The 17,841-nt window shown below is 59.8% G+C and carries 18 protein-coding genes; 8 read left to right on the top strand and 10 right to left on the bottom strand.

Going from position 1 to position 17,841, the window contains the following annotated elements; translation table 11 throughout:
- Window positions 1–41: 41 nt before the first annotated feature.
- Complete coding sequence (hydA, locus tag PY650_RS06740; protein ID WP_285878272.1) at window positions 42–1,496, top strand: dihydropyrimidinase; 1,455 nt, start codon at window positions 42–44, stop codon at window positions 1,494–1,496.
- 30 nt (window positions 1,497–1,526) lie between these two features.
- On the opposite strand, the gene PY650_RS06735 is transcribed toward hydA, so the two are convergent.
- Entirely contained in the window at window positions 1,527–1,940 is a 414-nt protein-coding gene (locus tag PY650_RS06735) for a cupin domain-containing protein (protein WP_285878271.1), read from the bottom strand.
- A 124-nt stretch (window positions 1,941–2,064) separates the two neighbouring features.
- Here PY650_RS06735 and PY650_RS06730 point away from each other — a divergent pair, with 124 nt between their 5' ends.
- From PY650_RS06730 to PY650_RS06700, 7 genes are all read left to right on the top strand, one after another.
- Complete coding sequence (locus PY650_RS06730; RefSeq protein ID WP_285878270.1) at window positions 2,065–2,856, top strand: ABC transporter ATP-binding protein; 792 nt, start codon at window positions 2,065–2,067, stop codon at window positions 2,854–2,856.
- Window positions 2,857–2,865: 9 nt separating this feature from the next.
- Window positions 2,866–3,201 (top strand): hypothetical protein, encoded by a 336-nt coding sequence (locus PY650_RS06725; protein ID WP_285878269.1) that lies wholly within the window; start codon window positions 2,866–2,868, stop codon window positions 3,199–3,201.
- A 2-nt stretch (window positions 3,202–3,203) separates the two neighbouring features.
- Window positions 3,204–4,091, top strand: a complete 888-nt coding sequence (locus PY650_RS06720) for an ABC transporter permease (protein ID WP_285878268.1) — start codon at window positions 3,204–3,206, stop codon at window positions 4,089–4,091.
- Window positions 4,088–5,221 carry an ABC transporter permease gene (locus PY650_RS06715; protein WP_285878267.1) on the top strand — a complete coding sequence of 378 codons (1,134 nt, stop codon included), beginning with the start codon at window positions 4,088–4,090 and terminating at the stop codon, window positions 5,219–5,221. Before PY650_RS06720 ends, PY650_RS06715 begins: the two co-directional genes overlap by 4 nt.
- A gap of 57 nt (window positions 5,222–5,278) precedes the next feature.
- Complete coding sequence (locus PY650_RS06710) at window positions 5,279–6,247, top strand: ABC transporter substrate-binding protein (protein WP_285878266.1); 969 nt, start codon at window positions 5,279–5,281, stop codon at window positions 6,245–6,247.
- Between the two features lie 396 nt (window positions 6,248–6,643).
- Entirely contained in the window at window positions 6,644–7,837 is a 1,194-nt protein-coding gene (locus tag PY650_RS06705) for an efflux RND transporter periplasmic adaptor subunit (RefSeq protein ID WP_432761497.1), read from the top strand.
- Window positions 7,838–7,851: 14 nt separating this feature from the next.
- Window positions 7,852–11,178 (top strand): efflux RND transporter permease subunit, encoded by a 3,327-nt coding sequence (locus PY650_RS06700; RefSeq protein ID WP_285878265.1) that lies wholly within the window; start codon window positions 7,852–7,854, stop codon window positions 11,176–11,178.
- A 39-nt stretch (window positions 11,179–11,217) separates the two neighbouring features.
- On the opposite strand, the gene ureG is transcribed toward PY650_RS06700, so the two are convergent.
- The 9 genes from ureG to PY650_RS06655 form a co-directional block, all read right to left on the bottom strand.
- The gene (gene ureG / locus PY650_RS06695; protein ID WP_285878264.1) at window positions 11,218–11,829 is read right to left on the bottom strand and encodes an urease accessory protein UreG; all 612 of its coding nucleotides are present in this window, start codon (window positions 11,827–11,829) and stop codon (window positions 11,218–11,220) included.
- Between the two features lie 104 nt (window positions 11,830–11,933).
- Window positions 11,934–12,620, bottom strand: coding sequence for an urease accessory protein UreF (locus PY650_RS06690; RefSeq protein WP_285878263.1), 687 nt, complete (start codon window positions 12,618–12,620; stop codon window positions 11,934–11,936).
- Between the two features lie 6 nt (window positions 12,621–12,626).
- Window positions 12,627–13,154: an urease accessory protein UreE gene (gene ureE, locus PY650_RS06685; protein WP_285878262.1), complete on the bottom strand. Its 528-nt coding sequence runs from the start codon at window positions 13,152–13,154 to the stop codon at window positions 12,627–12,629.
- Between the two features lie 79 nt (window positions 13,155–13,233).
- Entirely contained in the window at window positions 13,234–14,094 is an 861-nt protein-coding gene (locus tag PY650_RS06680) for a GGDEF domain-containing protein (protein ID WP_285878261.1), read from the bottom strand.
- Window positions 14,095–14,372: 278 nt separating this feature from the next.
- Window positions 14,373–16,085: an urease subunit alpha gene (gene ureC / locus PY650_RS06675; RefSeq protein ID WP_285878260.1), complete on the bottom strand. Its 1,713-nt coding sequence runs from the start codon at window positions 16,083–16,085 to the stop codon at window positions 14,373–14,375.
- Window positions 16,086–16,088: 3 nt separating this feature from the next.
- A complete protein-coding gene (locus PY650_RS06670) occupies window positions 16,089–16,712 on the bottom strand; it encodes a glycosyltransferase family 29 protein (RefSeq protein ID WP_285878314.1) in 624 nt (207 codons plus the stop codon).
- Window positions 16,713–16,729: 17 nt separating this feature from the next.
- Window positions 16,730–17,167: a lysozyme inhibitor LprI family protein gene (locus PY650_RS06665; RefSeq protein ID WP_285878259.1), complete on the bottom strand. Its 438-nt coding sequence runs from the start codon at window positions 17,165–17,167 to the stop codon at window positions 16,730–16,732.
- A gap of 20 nt (window positions 17,168–17,187) precedes the next feature.
- Window positions 17,188–17,493 carry an urease subunit beta gene (locus tag PY650_RS06660; protein WP_285878258.1) on the bottom strand — a complete coding sequence of 102 codons (306 nt, stop codon included), beginning with the start codon at window positions 17,491–17,493 and terminating at the stop codon, window positions 17,188–17,190.
- Between the two features lie 21 nt (window positions 17,494–17,514).
- On the bottom strand, window positions 17,515–17,817 hold the full coding sequence (locus PY650_RS06655) for an urease subunit gamma (protein ID WP_285878257.1): 303 nt from the start codon (window positions 17,815–17,817) through the stop codon (window positions 17,515–17,517).
- Between the last annotated feature and the right edge of the window lie 24 nt (window positions 17,818–17,841).

The following is a 17,841-nucleotide window of genomic DNA, read 5'->3' as shown; positions in this document are numbered from 1 at the left end:
TTCGCGCAGCACCAGAAATTCACATATTGGGAGCAGACACCATGAGCACAGTCATCAAGGGCGGAACCATCGTCACGGCGGATCTGACCTATAAGGCCGATGTCAAGATCGAAGGCGGCAAGATCGTCGAGATCGGGCAAAACCTCTCTGGCAATGAAGTTCTCGATGCGTCCGGCTGCTATGTCATGCCCGGCGGCATCGATCCGCATACGCATCTCGAAATGCCGTTCATGGGCACCTATTCCTCGGACGATTTCGAGAGCGGCACGCGGGCGGCTCTTGCCGGCGGCACGACGATGGTGGTGGATTTCGCTCTGCCCTCGCCCGGCCAGTCACTGCTTGAAGCGCTGACCATGTGGGATAACAAGTCGACGCGAGCGAACTGCGACTACTCGTTCCACATGGCGATTACCTGGTGGGGCGAGCAGGTCTTCAACGAGATGGAGGCCGTCGTCCGCGACAAGGGCATCAACACCTTCAAGCACTTCATGGCCTATAAGGGCGCGCTGATGGTGGATGACGACGAGATGTTCTCGTCCTTCCAACGCTGCGCCGAGCTTGGCGCCCTCCCCCTCGTTCACGCCGAGAACGGCGACGTGGTGGCGCAGATGCAGGCGAAACTGCTTGCCGAAGGCAATAACGGTCCGGAAGCGCACGCTTATTCCCGCCCGGCAGAAGTCGAAGGCGAAGCGACGAACCGCGCAATCATGATCGCTGATATGGCCGGCAGCCCGGTTTATATCGTTCACACCTCCTGCGAACAGGCGCATGAAGCCATTCGCCGGGCGCGTCAGAAGGGCATGCGCGTCTACGGCGAGCCCTTGATCCAGCACCTGACGCTCGATGAGAGCGAATATGCCAATCCCGATTGGGACCACGCCGCCCGCCGCGTCATGTCGCCGCCCTTCCGCAACAAGCAGCATCAGGACAGCCTCTGGGCCGGCCTTGCCTCTGGCTCGCTGCAGGTGGTAGCCACCGACCATTGCGCCTTCACGACCGAGCAGAAGCGTTTCGGCCTCGGCGATTTCACCAAGATCCCCAACGGCACCGGCGGCCTCGAAGACCGCATGCCGATGCTCTGGACCCATGGTGTCAACACCGGTCGTCTGACCATGAACGAGTTTGTGGCGGTCACGTCGACCAACATCGCCAAGATCCTCAACGTCTATCCGAAGAAGGGCGCGATCCTCGTCGGAGCGGATGCCGATCTCGTTGTCTGGGATCCGAAGCGCTCGAAGACCATCACCGCCAAGACGCAGCAGTCGTCGATCGACTACAACGTCTTCGAAGGCAAGCAAGTGACGGGGCTGCCGCGTTATACGCTAACCCGCGGCGTGGTTGCCATCGAGGAAAGCACGGTCAAGACGCAGCAAGGTCATGGCGAATTCGTCAAGCGCGAGCCTTTCACCGCCGTCAACCGCGCGCTCTCGACCTGGAAAGATGTCACCGCGCCGCGCAAGGTTCAGCGCAGCGGCATCCCGGCGAGCGGGGTGTAACGCTTGGCAACGGCATTCCGGTCCAATGGCTTAGAACGGCACATACCGCTCCAGATCCGGCAACAAAATCACACTTTCCTGTTCGTTCGGATCGGTACGGGCGATGATGGCTGTCGCCGGCTGGTCGCTGAGATTGGCAGGCAGATGGGGCACGCCGGCGGGAATGTAAAACATCTCGCCGGCGCGAACGATAACGTGCTCTTCCAATTGATCGCCGAACCAGCAATGTGTCTCGCCGGAAAGCGCATAGATCGCCGTCTCATGCGATGCATGCATGTGCGCCTTGGCGCGTGCGCCGGGCGGGATTGTCAGAAGATGCATGCAGATACCAGTCGAGCCGACTGTCTCGGCGGCAATTCCCTCGAAATAGTTGAAGCCTTGTTTCCCGGCATAGGTGCTGCCGGGCCGCACGATGCGGCAGGTGGGCTTCGATGAAACGCTCATGCCATTCCTCCCAAAAATTCGATAGTTCTGCGGTATCCTCAGGTACAAAAACCAACGCGGTGCCATGTAGAATAACACGCAATCCGCCGCGCCTGCGCGGCGAAAACATGACTGGTAGGTGTTAATGACGTCATCCGCTCCCTCCGTCGTCTCCGCGCGGAACCTCTGCCTCACCTACGAGACAAATGACGGGCCGGTGCATGCGCTGAGCAATGTCGATCTCGACGTGCGGAAGGGCGATTTCGTCTCCTTCATCGGCCCGTCGGGCTGCGGCAAGACCACGTTTCTGCGCGTCATCGCCGATCTCGAGCACAAGACCTCCGGCGACGTTACCGTCAATGGCATCACGCCGGAAGAGGCGCGCGCCACCCGCGCCTATGGCTATGTCTTTCAAGCGCCTGCCCTTTACCCCTGGCGTACGATCGAAAAGAATATCGCGCTACCACTGGAGATCATGGGCTACCCCAAGAACGAACAGGCCAAGCGCATCGCTGATACGCTGGATCTGGTCAACCTTACCGGCTTTGCGCACAAATACCCCTGGCAGCTCTCCGGCGGCATGCAGCAGCGCGCCTCGATCGCACGCGCACTCGCCTTCGACGCCGACCTGCTGCTGATGGACGAGCCCTTCGGTGCACTCGACGAGATTGTCCGCGATCACCTCAACGAAGAGCTGCTGAAACTCTGGAAGCGAACGAACAAGACCATCTGTTTCGTGACACATTCGATCCCGGAGGCGGTTTATCTCTCCACCAAGATCGTCGTCATGTCGCCGCGCCCGGGCCGCGTCACGGACGTCATCGAATCCACCCTTCCGCTCGAACGCCCGCTAGGCATTCGCGAAACCCCCGAATTCCTGGAGATCGCCCATCGTGTCCGCGAGGGACTGAGGGCGGGACACAGCTATGAGGAATAGGATCGCACGATGAACCCGCAATTCCTCCTCTGGCTTACCGGTGCGATGGCGATCTTCATCAGTGGCGCCACCGCCTCGCGAGCCTACATCGCCAACAACAACATATTGATCCTCATCTTGGCGCTCTGCCTCTATTGCGTCGGCAATTTGATGATGGTCCGTCTCATGCGCGAGGGCGGGTTGGGGTTGGCGATCTCCGCCTCCGCCATCGCCCAGCTGGTGGTCGTCAACATCGTTGCCTTCATCGTGTTCGGCGAGCGGCTCAGCCTGCAGCAGCTCGCCGGCGTCGGGCTCGGCATTGTCGCGATGGCACTGATGCTTTTTCCAGCGCAAAGAGGGGCGTGACCATGGAGAAGGAGCAATTCTTCAAGCACAAATTCGTGCCGGTGACGACCATCGTGCTGGCAATTCTTTTATTGTGGTATGCCTTCGCTATCATTCTGAACACGCCCTTCCAGCGCGATCTCGACCGGCGCGCCAACGTCACCTCCGGCGCACTGGAATTCATCGGCAGGACGCTTGCGCAGCCGAAGCCGATCCTGCCGGCGCCGCATCAAGTGGCGCAGAACGTCTTCGAAAACACCTTTCTGAGACCGCCGACGAGCAATCGCAGTCTCGTTTATAATGCCTGGGTCACGCTGTCCTCCACAGCGGTCGGCTTCGCCTTCGGCACCGTGCTCGGTATCTTGATCGCCGTCGGCATTGTGCATCTCGTCGCGCTCGACAGGAGCCTGATGCCCTGGATCATCGCCTCGCAGACCGTGCCGATCCTGGCCATCGCGCCGATGGTCATCGTCGTCCTCGCCGCGGTCAACATTACCGGCCTGATCCCCAAGGCGTTGATCTCGACCTATCTTTCCTTCTTTCCCGTCGCTGTCGGCATGGTGAAGGGCTTGCGCTCACCGGAGGTGATGCATCTCGACTTGATGCGCACCTATAATGCCAGCGCCACGCAGACCTTCTGGAAGCTGCGTGTGCCCGCTTCGATCCCCTTCCTTTTCACGTCGATGAAGGTTGCGATTGCCGCAAGCCTTGTCGGCGCCATCGTCGCCGAATTGCCAACCGGTGCGGTCGCCGGCATCGGCGCAAAACTGCTGGCAGGCTCCTATTACAGCCAGACGATCGACATTTGGGCAGCGCTCGTCGCGGGCTCGATACTGGCGGCAGCCCTTGTCGCCATTGTCAGCATCGTGGCTCGGATCGTCGATCGCTCGATGGGAGGCCGAACAGCATGAATAGCATTCACCTTTCCTGGCAGGGCCTCCTTGCCCTCCTCTTCTGCCTCGCCTCGATCACCATGCTGCCGCTGCTTGCGGGCGATGCGGTTACTCCATTTACCAGTGGCACCACGATCTTCATCCTGTTGCTGGTTGCCGCTGCCGCCGTGATTTCGTTCGGCAATCTGCCGCCGGCGGTGTCGGCCACTGTCCTCTTCGTCTGCGCACATGGGGCCGCATGGTTGCTGCTCTCCGGGATCACCGGCAACGAAGGCAAGGCGCGCCTCTCTTTCTTCCTGTTGATCGCCGCTGCCTGGCTGCTCGCCTGGCGTTGCGTCACCGTGCTGTGCACGATCCGGCCGCGCTCGCCCGCCGGCAATTATGGCCTACGGCTCTTGATCCCGGCGATCTTCGGCGCCTGGATATTGATCATCTGGGAAGCCGCCACCCGTGGCGCCGGCATACCTTTTATCCTGCTGCCGCCACCTGGCGCTATCGGGGCGCGGATCGCCGGCTCTGTCTCGATCCTCTGGACCGACGTGCAGCAGACGATCTTCAGATCGGTGTTGATCGGCTACATTATCGGCTGCGCGAGCGGCTTCATGGTCGCCATTCTTGCCGATCGCGTCACCTTTCTCCGTCACGGCCTGCTACCGATCGGCAATCTGGTCTCCGCCTTGCCGATCATCGGCGTCGCCCCGATCATGGTCATGTGGTTTGGCTTCGACTGGCAATCGAAGGCCGCCGTCGTCGTCATCATGACCTTCTTCCCGATGCTGGTGAACACGGTCGCTGGCCTTGCCGCTGCCGGCAACATGGAGCGCGACCTGATGCGCACCTACGCGTCGAGCTATTCGCAGACACTGCTCAAGCTTCGCCTGCCGGCCGCCGCTCCCTTCATTTTCAATGCGCTAAAGATCAACTCGACCTTGGCCCTGATCGGTGCCATCGTGGCTGAATTCTTTGGCACACCCATGTCGGGCATGGGCTTTCGCATCTCGACCGAAATCGGCCGGATGAATGTCGATATGGTCTGGGCGGAAATCGCAGTCGCAGCAGTTGCGGGGTCCGTCTTCTACGGTATCGTCGCCATTCTGGAGAGAATGACGACGTTCTGGCATCCGTCTATCCGTGGTGGGCAGACGTAGCCTAAGATCCCGGCCAAAGGATCAAGGCATAACTTCAGAGGGAAAAGGATAAAAAACATGAAAAAACTGGTGGTCGCATTGATGGCAAGCGCAATGGCGCTGGCCGCAGCACAGGCAGCCGTGGCTGCAGACAAGGTGACGCTGCAATTGAAATGGGTGGCACAAGGTCAGTTCGGCGGTTACTTCGTCGCCAAGGACAAGGGCTTCTATAAGGAGGAAGGCCTCGACGTCGACATCAAGCCGGGCGGTCCAGACATCGCGCCGGAACAGGTGATCGCCGGCGGCGGCGCCGATGTCATCGTGGACTGGATGGGCGGCGCCCTGGTTGCGCGCGAAAAGGGCGTTCCGCTCATCAACATTGCCCAGCCCTACGACAAGTCCGGCCTGGAGCTGATCTGCCCGAAGGACGGCCCAGTGAAGACCGAAGCCGACTTCAAGGGCCATACACTCGGCGTCTGGTTCTTTGGCAACGAATATCCCTTCTTCGCCTGGATGCATAAGATCGGCCTGAAAACCGATGGCGGCAAAGACGGCGTCACCGTCCTGAAGCAGAGCTTCGACGTTCAGCCGCTCGTTCAGAAACAGGCCGACTGCATTTCGGTCATGACCTATAACGAATATTGGCAGGCGGTCGATGCCGGCTTCAAGCCGGAAGACCTGATCGTCTTCAACTATACCAAACTCGGCAACGACCTTCTGGAGGACGGCCTCTATGTCAACGAGACGAAGCTGAAGGACCCGAAGTTCAAGGAAAACATGGTCAAGTTCGTCCGCGCGTCGATGAAGGGCTGGAAATATGCCGTCGAACATCCGGACGAAGCCGCTGGAATCGTCATGGACAATGGCGGCCAGGACGAAAACCACCAGAAGCGCATGATGGGTGAAGTCGCCAAGCTGATTGGCACCGGCAAGCTCGACGAGAAACTTTACGATCGCACGGTGGAGGCCCTTCTCGACCAGAAGATCATCAACAAAAAACCGACCGGCGCTTATACGCATGAGATCACCGACGCCGCACTGAAATAGGTCCGACGCCAAAAGCGGTCGAAACGCGCGAGGCTCACCCTCGCGCGTTTTTTTCATTTTGTAACAGCGGCGACAAAAGGCTGGCTTTGTTACCGCGTTTGCCTGAAAAGCCATGCGTCGATCAAGCATCTGAATGCCGTCATCACGGGCGCGCGATTGATTGGTGGTGCAATGCACATTAAAATTGCGCAACGACAGAAATCATTTTCTCGTGATCTTGCAGAATTTGGAAATCGCTCCCACCTAATGGGACAAATTGAGGATGAGGGATTTGCAGGCATGACAGACGGATATTGATCCGCCGGAAAGAGCCGGCCCGCACGCATCGATCCCCCGTACTCGCGACGGAAAACAGCGAGATCCCGTTGCACGAATTACTGAACTGGAATTGGACGCATGGCCTTTACGCCGCATAGATTTCTAAGCACGACCGCGATGTTGCTGGTTCTCCTGACGGCACCGGCAGCCTTTGCCGAAGAGCCCACCACTGTCACCGCACCGAAGCAGAATCTGCCCGCGATCGTCGTGACGCAGGCTGTGCCTCGCAAGCTGACCGACAAGGTTGTCGCCACCGGCACGGTGAAAGCCGTGGAAGAGGTTTACATTCAGCCGCAGGTGGACGGCCTGTCGATCCGCTCGCTGAATGCCGATGTCGGCGACAAGGTCGAGGCCAACAGCACGCTTGCTACGCTCAACGATGATGCGCTGGTTTTGCAGAAGAGTCAGATGGAGGCAACGAAGGCCAAGGGTGAAGCGACACTTGCCCAATTGCGCGCGCAGCTTCTTGAAGCCCGAGCCAACGCGGAGGAGGCCGAATTGCAGCGCGTCCGCGCCGTTGCCATGGGTGCTAAGGGCACCGTGTCGACGTCATCGGTCGAGCAGGCGAATGCGTCGGCTGCCGCCAACAAGGCTCGCGTGGCCTCGGCCGAACAGGCAATCGCAGTTGCAGAAGCCGATCTCAAGGTCATCGAGAGCCAGATCGCCGATACCAACCTGAAGCTCGCGCGCACCGGCGTCAGGACACCTGTCGCAGGCACCGTCGCCTCGCGCAATGCCCGCGTCGGCGCCATCGCCAACGGCAGCGGAGATCCGCTGTTCACCATCATTCGCGACAGCGATTTGGAGCTGGTGGCCGATGTCTCCGAGAGCGATATCACCAAGATTACCGTCGGCCAAAAGGCGTTGATCTCGCTTTCCGGCGGCCGGCAAAAGCTTGCCGGGTCCGTCCGCCTGGTTGCGCCTATCGTCGATGCGGTCACCCGCCTCGGTGCGGTCCACATCTCCATCGATGACGACGAAAAGGCGCGCGCCGGTATGTATGGCAGCGCCGAGATCATCGTCCGCGAAACACAGGGTGTCACCCTACCGCTGACGGCCGTCATCAGCGATGAAAATGGCTCTTCCGCCCGTAAGGTAGAAAATGGGGTCGTCAAGTTCGTCAATGTCCAAACCGGCGTTCAGGACGGCGCCTATGTCGAAATCGTCAACGGCCTGAAGGCTGGTGATGAAGTCGTTGCCAAAGCCGGTGCTTATGTCCGCGACGGGGATCGCATCACACCGGTCAAAGAACCTCCGCAAGCATCCAACTGAGCGAGAACGGCAAGATGAACTTTTCCGCCTGGTCCATCCGAAATCCGATCGCATCGCTTCTGGCATTTTTCCTGCTGATGGTGGTGGGCGCTCACGCCTTTTTCAATCTGCCGATCACCCGTTTTCCGAATATCGATGTGCCCGTCGTCAACGTGACTGTGACGCAGAGCGGCGCCTCGCCCGCCGAACTCGAAATGCAGGTGACGAAGGAAGTCGAAGACGCCGTCGCCAGTATCAACGGCATCGACGAGATTCAATCGACCGTGACCGACGGCCAGTCGCAGACCGTCGTCATCTTCCGCCTGGAAGTGCCGACGCAGCAGGCCGTCCAGGATACCAAGGACGCGATCGACCGCATCCGCGGCAATCTGCCGTCGACTATCGACGAGCCGATCGTCTCCAAGGTGGACGTCGAAGGCCAGGCGATCCAGAGCTTTGCCGTTTCCTCGCCGAACATGTCGCTCGAGGAACTGTCCTGGTTCGTTGATGACACCGTCAAGCGCGCGCTGCAGGGTCAGGCCGGCATCGGCCGGGTCGACCGCTACGGCGGCGCCGACCGTGAAGTACGCATCGAGCTCGATCCCAACAAGCTGAACGCCCACGGCATTACAGCGCTTTCGGTCAGCCAGCAGTTGCGCGGTACCAACATCGATCTCGGTTCCGGACGCGGCCAAGTGGCCGGCAGCGAACAGGCGATCCGCGTCCTTGGCGATGCCCGCGACGTCGCCCAACTCGCCGACACCACGATCGCACTGACCAATGGCCGCTTCGTCAAGCTCTCCGATCTCGGTATCATCAAGGACACCTATCAGGAGCCGAAGTCCTTCTCGCGCTTCAACAGCACACCCGTCGTAACCTTCGGCGTGTTCCGCGCCAAGGGCGCCAGCGAAGTCACTGTCGCCAACACCGTGGCCGCTACCCTGGACAAGGTGCGCGCGGAAAACCCGAATGTCACGATCGAGCTGATCGACGATTCGGTCTACTACACCTACGGCAATTACGAAGCGGCGATGCATACGCTGCTGGAAGGCGCGTTGCTGGCGGTGATAGTCGTCTTCTTGTTCCTCAAGAATTGGCGTGCGACGCTAATTTCAGCCGTCGCCCTACCCCTGTCGGCGATCCCGACCTTCTGGATCATGAATCAGATCGGGTTCTCGCTGAACCTTGTCAGCTTCCTGGCCCTGACGCTTGCGACCGGCATTCTAGTCGACGACGCCATTGTCGAGATCGAGAACATTGCCCGCCACATCAAGATGGGCAAGACGCCCTATCGCGCTGCGATCGATGCCGCCGACGAAATCGGCCTTGCCGTCATCGCAACGACGTTCACGATCATCGCCGTCTTCGTGCCTGTCTCCTTCATGCCGGGCATTCCGGGCCAATATTTCATTCAGTTCGGCCTGACTGTCGCCTTTTCGGTGTTCTTCTCATTGCTGGTCGCGCGTCTGATTACGCCGATGATGGCCGCCTATTTCATGCGCGCCGAAGATGCCATCGACGACCATCACGACAATGACGGCCGGTTCATGCGCGGCTATAGCTGGCTGGTTCGGTTGACGACCAAGAGATGGTACACGCGCTATCCGACATTGCTTGCGGCCTTTGCATTCTCGGTCGCCTCCGTCTTTGCGCTGATCATGTTTGTGCCCGGTAGCTTCATTCCCCCAGACGATTCCTCGCGCATCGTGCTGTCTGCCGAGCTGCCGCCGAATGCCCGGCTCGACGACACCGAGCAAGCGACCAACGAAATCTACAGGCGCGTCAAGGATATCGACGGCGTTCAGAATGTTTTCGTCCTTGGCGGCGCCTCGCCCAAGGGCGATCTGGAACTGCGCCGCGCGACGATAACGCTGACGCTCGGCAAGCTCGACCAGTCGCTCATCAAGAAGCTCGTCAACGATGTCCTGGGTTCGCTGCCGGTCATCGGCCCGAATCTGCCGAAGGTTGCCGTCCATGGCCGCGTCAAGCCGCAATGGGAGATCGAAAAGGAAGTCTTCGCCAAGCTGCGTTCGATCCCCGACGTTCGCATCACCAAGCTCAACGACCGCGGCGACCGTGACCTGACCTACAACTTCCTGTCCCGCAACGAGAAGGAACTGAACGAAGCGGTCGGCATCCTCGAAGCCAAGTTGCGCACCGATCCGGCGCTTGCCAATGTCAGCGCCGACGGCGCACTGCCGCGGCCCGAGCTACAGATCTATCCGCGCAAGGATGAGGCTGCCCGTCTTGGCATTACGCCGCAGATGATATCGGACACGGTGCGCGTCGCGACCATCGGCGATATCGATGCCTCGCTCGCCAAGATTTCGCTCGATGACCGCCAGATCCCCATCCGAGTGCAGGCTTCCATCGGCATGCGCCGCGACCTTGCAGCGATCCGCGCGTTGCGCATCAAAACTGCCACGGGCGCAACAGTGCCGATGTCGAGCGTCGCCGATATCGACTATTCGGAAGGCCTGTCTTCGATCAAGCGCAACAACCGTTACCGCGTTGTCGCGATCGGGGCCGACCTGCCGCAGGGCGTGGCGCTGGACACGGCTTCAAGCCATTTCCTCGCCACCGTCAACAGCACCAAGATCCCGGCCAGCGTCCATCTGGCTGAAAGCGGCGACACCAAGGTTCAGAAGGAAATGCAGCAGAGCTTCGGCAACGCGATGCTGCTAGGCCTCATGCTGGTGCTGACCGTGCTGGTGCTGCTGTTCAAGGATGTGATCCAGCCCTTCACCATTCTGCTCTCGCTGCCCCTGGCGATCGGTGGCGTGGCCTTGGCGCTCATGATCACCGGCAATGCCCTGTCCATGCCGGTCATGATCGGCATCCTGATGTTGATGGGTATCGTCACCAAGAACGCCATTCTGCTCGTCGATTTTGCCATCGAAATGATGCATCATGGCATGCCGCGGTTGGAAGCCGTGATCGAGGCCGGACGCAAGCGTGCGCGGCCGATCATCATGACCTCGATTGCCATGTCTGCCGGCATGTTGCCATCCGCACTCGGCGTCGGCGAAGGCGGCTCGTTCCGTGCGCCGATGGCAATCGCCGTGATCGGCGGCATCATCGTCTCGACCGTCCTCAGCCTGGTGGTCGTGCCGTCCTTCTTCCTGATCATGGACGATCTGTCGCGCCTGCTTGCCTGGATCTTCGGCCGCCTCGTAGGCAAGAAGGACGTAGACGACGAGGTTCTGAGCAAGGAAACACTGGCAGCCGCTGTCGACGAAAACCGCAAGTCGCTCACTGCGCTGGAAGAACGCCTCGAGGCGGTGGAAAACAAGGGCGCCCCACTGCGGGGCGCAAAGACCAAGACCAATATCCTGAAACTGCCGCCCTTCGCCGCCGAATAGAACGCCCCAGGATGGAAGAAACGACACTAGCAGGGCGGCCTAGAGGCCGCCCTGTTCCTTTAGGAAGTCGACGATCGTTCCAATACCATCGCCGCGTTTCATATCGGTGAACACGAAGGGGCGAGCATGGCGCATGCGCGTCGCGTCCCGGTCCATGACATCGAGATCGACGTCGACGAAGGGTGCGAGATCTTTCTTGTTAATGACGAGAAGATCGGATTTGGTAATGCCGGGGCCGCCCTTGCGGGGAATTTCCTCGCCCTGGCAGACCGAAATCACATAGATGGTGATATCGGCGAGATCCGGCGAAAAGGTTGCCGCCAGATTATCACCACCGGATTCGATGAAGACGACATCGAGATCAGGAAGCCGCTCGTTGAGGCCGGCAATGGCCTGCAGGTTGATGGTCGCGTCCTCGCGAATGGCAGTATGCGGGCAGCCGCCGGTTTCGACGCCGACGATGCGATCCGACGTTAGGGCCTGCATACGCACCAGTGCCTCGGCATCCTCAGTCGTGTAGATATCGTTGGTCACCACCGCAACGGAATAGTCGTCGCGCATTGCCTTGCATAGCTTTTCTGTCAGCGCCGTCTTACCCGAGCCGACAGGCCCGCCGATTCCGACGCGCAAGGGTCCATTTCTCGATTTCATGCTCGAAACTCCGATAAAGTTATAGAATAGCGAAGCGCAGGCCTCGCGCACAGCGGCGAATGACGCAGGACCTGCGTTGACCGCAACATTTGTTAGCCCTTCCCTCAGGAACGAAAAAGCCGGGTGCCCTGCTTCTCATGACGAAGGCTTGCTATCTCGGCGTGCACTGTCGCCGCGCCGAGATCGTTGAGGCTCGATTGCGCGGCGCGCTTTGCTGCCTCGGTAATGACATCCTCCAGTGCTGCCAGGATTGCGACACCGTCTTTCTGTCCGATCACCCCGAGCCGAATGCCGGCTGAGAGCATCTGTGACGCAAGTGCATGGAGGAATGCCGCGAGCGCCTTTTCGCGTGGTATGCCATGCGCGCCAGCCACGGCGCCAACCGCCACCGGATAGGCCGTCTTGGCGGGCAGAATGGAAAAGACCGGATGAGGCCAGGCATTGGCCGCGGAGAGAAAGGCTTCGCCGAGCAGCATAGTTTCCTGGTGCCGCTCCTTCGAACCAGCCAGCGCTTCGGCAAGCACGGCCGCTTCAGCCAGCCGCGCGGCATCATTGCCCGCGCCATGTGCTTGCGCAAGCAAGACGGCATCGTTCCAGACCGAACCATGGCGGATCAACGCGATAATCCAATCCCTGAGGCTTGCGGCATCCTGCACCAGGCCGTCATGGACAGCGCTTTCGAGGCCACCCGAATAAGCGAAGGAACCGACGGGGAATGCCGGCGACAACCAGGTCATCAGCCGCAAGAGCGCCTGAAGATCACCATCCTCCGTTGCGCAACCTCCGGTCATCGACGGTCAGTCATGTGAATGATCGTGATGGTCATGCCCATGAGCGTGACTATGCTCGTGGGCATGATGCTGCCCGTGGTCGTGACCATGCGAATGACCGCCATGCGCATGGTAGGCGCCGCGTGCTGGCTGGAAAGCTTCACTGACCTCCGTCACCGTCGCGCCGAGGCCTTCGAGCATCGAGCGGATGACATGATCGCGCAGGATCAGGATGCGATCCTCCTCGATCTGTGCCGGAAGATGCCGGTTGCCGAGGTGCCAGGCGAGCTCGACGAGATGCCGGCGGTCGCGCGGCCTGATCTCGAACAGCTTTTCGGCGGCAGCAACGATCTCGATCAGCTCGCCGTCTTCGCGCACCAAAAGGTCGCCGCTGGCAAACAGAACCGGCTCCTTCAGATCGAGCATGACCATCTCGCCATTTTCGAGATGCAACAGCTTGCGGCGCAGATGCCTAAGATCATGAGGCAGCACGACGCGATCGATTGGATCGGAGGATGGGGTGCCGGCGGGCAGATAGGAAGTGACGCGTTGCATGACATGTCCAATTCAAAGCTTTGTCAAAGGATGCAAAATAGCGGCTTTCCACGCAAGAACCAGTGGCGGTTTCGCAGTGCTATATCCCATGGCCGTACCGATATTGCTCCGCAAGATAAGGCGCGACCTCCGGGTCCTTTTCGACCTGGCTGCGATGCCAGGTTTGATTAAGCCATTCGCTTTCATGAACGACACGATTGCCGCCGAGCGCCTTGGCAAGATAAAGCGCCTTGTCGGCAGCCGCATAGACTGCCTCTTTCTTACGTTCGCCCCGTATATCGGCGATCCCCGCAGAAATCGTGATCTTCACTGCATCACCCTCGACGGCAATGGCATGATCGGCAATCAGCGTTTTCACGTCCTCGATACAGGCGACGCGTTCAGCCATGTCACCGCCATGGACGATGGCGCCGAACTCCTCACCACCGAGGCGGGCGATCACATCCCTGCCCTCGAAATTGCTGGAAAAGATCTCCGACACCGCAACGATAACGGCATCGCCGGAGGCATGCCCATAGCGGTCGTTGATAGTCTTGAACCGATCGACGTCGAAGATCACTAGCGAGGCGTCTTCCTTCGCCTCCTCCAATGCTTCGGTAAAGGCCCGACGGTTCAGCAAGCCGGACAGCATGTCCGTGCGGCTCAGCCGTTCGAATTCGGCACGGGAGACGGCGAGCTTGTGAAGTGCGTAGCCAGCCAGCAAAGCCAATGCGCCGGAGACGATGCCGCCGATGAACCAGGCGAGCAAGATACAGAGACGGATCGCGTCCAGCATGGGTAACGGCAACAGGCCGAGCCACCGCAGGACCGGCAGCATGACGAGAATGATGGCAACGGCGAGGATGACCGCAATAAAACTCATCTTTAGCGCGAAAATATATATCGTGCGACGCTGCTGAAAATTACCGAGCTCGGCCTGCAGCGAAATCCACCATTGCATGCGAATCACCTTCCTCAGCCCACCAATTCGATGAGATGAAATAGGAGCGAAGGCTCTTCCAGCTCTTTAATGCAATAATTAAAATGCGAAGCTTTTCCCAAGTTATGAACCAATAGAAATTGGCACCAAAATCGCCCATGACCGGAGGTGGGGTTGCGGCAGGTACAACCGCCGGTGCAAGCCTCTGATTATGCTCCATTAGTTCGGCCACCTAACGAAAAACCCCTGCAGTCCAGGGGCTCCCGTGATCCACAGGCGTTGAAATGTCGCAGGTCCTGTTAAAACAGGAAATAACGCTGCGCCATCGGCAACACCGTCGCCGGCTCACAAGTCAGAAGCTCGCCATCGGCACGCACCTCGTAGGTTTCTGGATCGACTTCGATATGTGGTGTTAGGCTGTTATGGACCATCGACGCCTTGGAGATTCCGCTCCGGGTATTCCTGACCGCAACCAGGCTCTTGGCCACACCGAGCCTGCCGGCAAGACCTGCATCGAGCGATGCCTGCGACACGAAGGTGACCGAAGAGTTCGTCAGGCTCTTGCCAAAAGATGCAAACATCGGGCGGTAGTGCACCGGCTGAGGCGTTGGAATCGAGGCATTCGGGTCCCCCATCGGGGCGGCGGCGATCGAGCCGCCAAGCAAAACCATGTCCGGCTTAACGCCGAAGAACGCCGGATTCCAGATTACCAGATCGGCACGCTTGCCGACTTCGATCGAGCCGATCTCATGGCTGAGGCCATGAGCGATCGCCGGATTGATCGTGTATTTAGCGATGTAGCGCTTGACGCGAAAGTTGTCGTTATCGCCGGTTTCCTGAGAAAGACGGCCACGCTGGCGCTTCATCTTGTCGGCGGTCTGCCAGGTGCGGATCGCCACTTCGCCGACACGACCCATGGCCTGGCTGTCGGACGAAATGATCGAGAAGGCGCCGATATCGTGGAGAATATCTTCCGCCGCAATCGTTTCCTTGCGGATGCGGCTTTCGGCGAAGGCGATGTCTTCCGGGATCGATGACGACAGGTGATGGCAGACCATCAGCATGTCTAGGTGCTCGGCGATCGTGTTAACCGTATAGGGACGTGTCGGGTTGGTCGAGGACGGAATGACGTTTGACTGGCCGCAGATCTTAATGATATCTGGCGCATGGCCGCCGCCGGCCCCTTCGGTATGAAAAGCATGGATGGTACGGCCCTTGATGGCGCTGATCGTATCCTCGACAAAACCGCTTTCATTCAACGTATCCGTGTGGATCATAACCTGCACGTCATATTCGTCGGCGACTGTCAGGCAGCAGTCGATTGCGCCGGGCGTCGTCCCCCAATCCTCGTGCAGCTTCAACGAGGTGGCACCGGCAAGCACCATCTCCTCGAGCGCGCCGGGCAGCGAGGCATTGCCCTTGCCTGCAAAGGCGAGGTTCATCGGAAAGGCGTCGGCAGCCTCGATCATCCGGGCGATGTGCCATGGGCCAGGTGTGCAGGTGGTGGCAAGGGTCCCGTGCGCCGGGCCGGTACCGCCGCCGAGCATGGTCGTCAGGCCACTCATCAACGCCTCTTCGATCTGCTGAGGGCAGATGAAGTGGATATGGCTATCCATGCCGCCGGCGGTCACGATCTTGCCCTCACCCGCGATCGCCTCCGTGCCCGGTCCGACGATGATGTTGACGCCCGGCTGCGTATCCGGATTACCTGCTTTACCGATGGCGACGATACGACCACCCTTGAGGCCGATATCGGCTTTGACGATCCCCCATGTATCGACGATCAGCGCGTTGGTGATGACTGTATCGACGGCGCCGTTGGCTCGCGTCACCTGGCTCTGTCCCATTCCGTCACGAATGACCTTGCCACCGCCAAACTTCACCTCTTCGCCATAGGTGGTGAGATCCTTCTCCACTTCGATGAAAAGCTCGGTATCGGCAAGCCGCACTTTGTCGCCGGTCGTCGGCCCGAACATGTTGGCGTAGGCGGCGCGCGAGATCTTGTAGGGCATAAATCAAGCTCCTTGGGAGGAAACGATGGGAGTCTTGCCGGCGATGCGGCTCAGGCGACCGAGGCAAACATAAAGATCAACCAGGCGCTTCTCCGCAGCAAACGGATGACCGTCCCAGCCGGTGTGGCTGAAGCCGGTGATGGCGATGTCGTCGTCGGGGAAACGCAAAAGCAGGTCGGCGATCACGATCATGCCGCTGCTCGGCACGACATAAGGGCCGGGTTCATGCGGTTTGAGAGCCTCGTCGACACTCTCGTGAACAGACTGATCGACGACGACATGGCGCTTACCGGTGGCCTGGCAGAATGCGATGAATTGATCGGTGTAATCGTCGCAGAAATCGTTAAGTTCCGGATGCGATTGCGACAGCGAAGCGCGTAGCGCTGCGAACTTGCGAGGGTCGCGTACGCTCCAGATTTCCGACGCGGCCGCGATCGGCCGGCTGCTGCGCCATTCGGCAGAACCGAGCATAGCGCGCGCTGGCCGGCCGGTATTGCAGACCGCGACAATATCAGTGCGGCTGCCGCCGGTCTGGATGGAGCGGCAATCGTTGAAGCGCACGACCAGATCGGCGTCGTCGATCTCCTTCGCCGCCTCTTGCGCGATATCACCGTTGCCGACGATCATGATCCTGCGTTGTGCACTCACTGCGCCCCCTCAGGCCCATCGGCCAGCGTCTTCAACTCTTCGGTTCTTTGCTTGGTCAATGTCGCCTTACATCCGGAAACCAGCATCGGCTCCATCGACCCGCCCCGCGCCTCGAACCCCTCCGCCTCGCATTGGCCATCGCGATAATCGACCCAGGCGCGCTCTGCCTTGATCAACGCCTCTTCGGCGCCTTTCTGGTCGACGTCGAGATCGGCATCGGTGGCAACCATTGCCGCGCGCGTCCTTTTATATTGCTCGTTCAAAGCCTTATCGGCCTCGTCGTAGTCGCGCTGCGCGCAGATGTTCATATCCATCTGCGTCTGCGCATTATTGCAATCGACCTTCGGCTGGTCGGAATCATTTTGCGCATTGGCCGAACCGCACATCAAAACCGTCGCGACAAACGCGCTGGAGGCAAGCACTTTCAACAACATGCCGTCTCTCCCTGTAGGCCTCAGAGTTTGCCCATGATCTGCTGGCGGAAGCCGTAGACTTCGCGCTTACCCGAGAGCGGGATCAGCGTCACCTGGCGCGTCTGGCCCGGCTCGAAACGCACTGCGGTCCCTGCAGGGATATCGAGGCGCATGCCCTTCGCCTTGTCGCGATCGAAAGCGAGACCGGCGTTAGTCTCGGCAAAATGATAGTGGCTGCCGACCTGCACCGGCCGGTCGCCGGTATTGGAGACATCCAGCGTTACCGTCGGCGCGCCGGCGTTCAGTTCGATGTCGCCGCTCGCCGGAAGAATTTCGCCTGGGATCATGGTCTTTTCCTCTACCGTCGTTCAGCGGATCGGCTCGTGCACGGTGACGAGCTTCGTTCCATCCGGAAACGTTGCTTCGACCTGCACGTCGTGGATCATTTCGGCAATCCCCTCCATCACCTGGTCGCGGGTGATGACATGGGCGCCGGCTTCCATCAGATCGGCAACCGGGCGGCCGTCGCGAGCACCTTCGACGACGAAATCGGTGATCAGCGCGATGGCTTCCGGATGGTTGAGCTTGACGCCGCGCTCCAGTCGCCGCCGCGCAACCATTGCCGCCATGGAAATCAACAGCTTGTCTTTTTCTCTCGGAGTGAGGTTCATCGCTTACCTATGTAATTGCTAATT

The organism is Martinezella calliandrae (assembly GCF_030272695.1).
Taxonomy (GTDB): Bacteria; Pseudomonadota; Alphaproteobacteria; order Rhizobiales; family Rhizobiaceae; genus Rhizobium; species Rhizobium calliandrae.
The sequence above is the reverse complement of the archived record's forward strand: the minus strand, read 5'-3'. Positions and strand labels throughout refer to the sequence as shown.

Bases quoted from the DNA above. Each gene is read 5' to 3' on its own strand.
- hydA (WP_285878272.1), top strand. From the start codon at position 42: ATGAGCACAGTCATCAAGGGCGGAACCATCGTCACGGCGGATCTGACC.
- PY650_RS06735 (WP_285878271.1), bottom strand. From the start codon at position 1,940: ATGAGCGTTTCATCGAAGCCCACCTGCCGCATCGTGCGGCCCGGCAGC.
- PY650_RS06730 (WP_285878270.1), top strand. From the start codon at position 2,065: ATGACGTCATCCGCTCCCTCCGTCGTCTCCGCGCGGAACCTCTGCCTC.
- PY650_RS06725 (WP_285878269.1), top strand. From the start codon at position 2,866: ATGAACCCGCAATTCCTCCTCTGGCTTACCGGTGCGATGGCGATCTTC.
- PY650_RS06720 (WP_285878268.1), top strand. From the start codon at position 3,204: ATGGAGAAGGAGCAATTCTTCAAGCACAAATTCGTGCCGGTGACGACC.
- PY650_RS06715 (WP_285878267.1), top strand. From the start codon at position 4,088: ATGAATAGCATTCACCTTTCCTGGCAGGGCCTCCTTGCCCTCCTCTTC.
- PY650_RS06710 (WP_285878266.1), top strand. From the start codon at position 5,279: ATGAAAAAACTGGTGGTCGCATTGATGGCAAGCGCAATGGCGCTGGCC.
- PY650_RS06705 (WP_432761497.1), top strand. From the start codon at position 6,644: ATGGCCTTTACGCCGCATAGATTTCTAAGCACGACCGCGATGTTGCTG.
- PY650_RS06700 (WP_285878265.1), top strand. From the start codon at position 7,852: ATGAACTTTTCCGCCTGGTCCATCCGAAATCCGATCGCATCGCTTCTG.
- ureG (WP_285878264.1), bottom strand. From the start codon at position 11,829: ATGAAATCGAGAAATGGACCCTTGCGCGTCGGAATCGGCGGGCCTGTC.
- PY650_RS06690 (WP_285878263.1), bottom strand. From the start codon at position 12,620: ATGACCGGAGGTTGCGCAACGGAGGATGGTGATCTTCAGGCGCTCTTG.
- ureE (WP_285878262.1), bottom strand. From the start codon at position 13,154: ATGCAACGCGTCACTTCCTATCTGCCCGCCGGCACCCCATCCTCCGAT.
- PY650_RS06680 (WP_285878261.1), bottom strand. From the start codon at position 14,094: ATGCAATGGTGGATTTCGCTGCAGGCCGAGCTCGGTAATTTTCAGCAG.
- ureC (WP_285878260.1), bottom strand. From the start codon at position 16,085: ATGCCCTACAAGATCTCGCGCGCCGCCTACGCCAACATGTTCGGGCCG.
- PY650_RS06670 (WP_285878314.1), bottom strand. From the start codon at position 16,712: ATGATCGTCGGCAACGGTGATATCGCGCAAGAGGCGGCGAAGGAGATC.
- PY650_RS06665 (WP_285878259.1), bottom strand. From the start codon at position 17,167: ATGTTGTTGAAAGTGCTTGCCTCCAGCGCGTTTGTCGCGACGGTTTTG.
- PY650_RS06660 (WP_285878258.1), bottom strand. From the start codon at position 17,493: ATGATCCCAGGCGAAATTCTTCCGGCGAGCGGCGACATCGAACTGAAC.
- PY650_RS06655 (WP_285878257.1), bottom strand. From the start codon at position 17,817: ATGAACCTCACTCCGAGAGAAAAAGACAAGCTGTTGATTTCCATGGCG.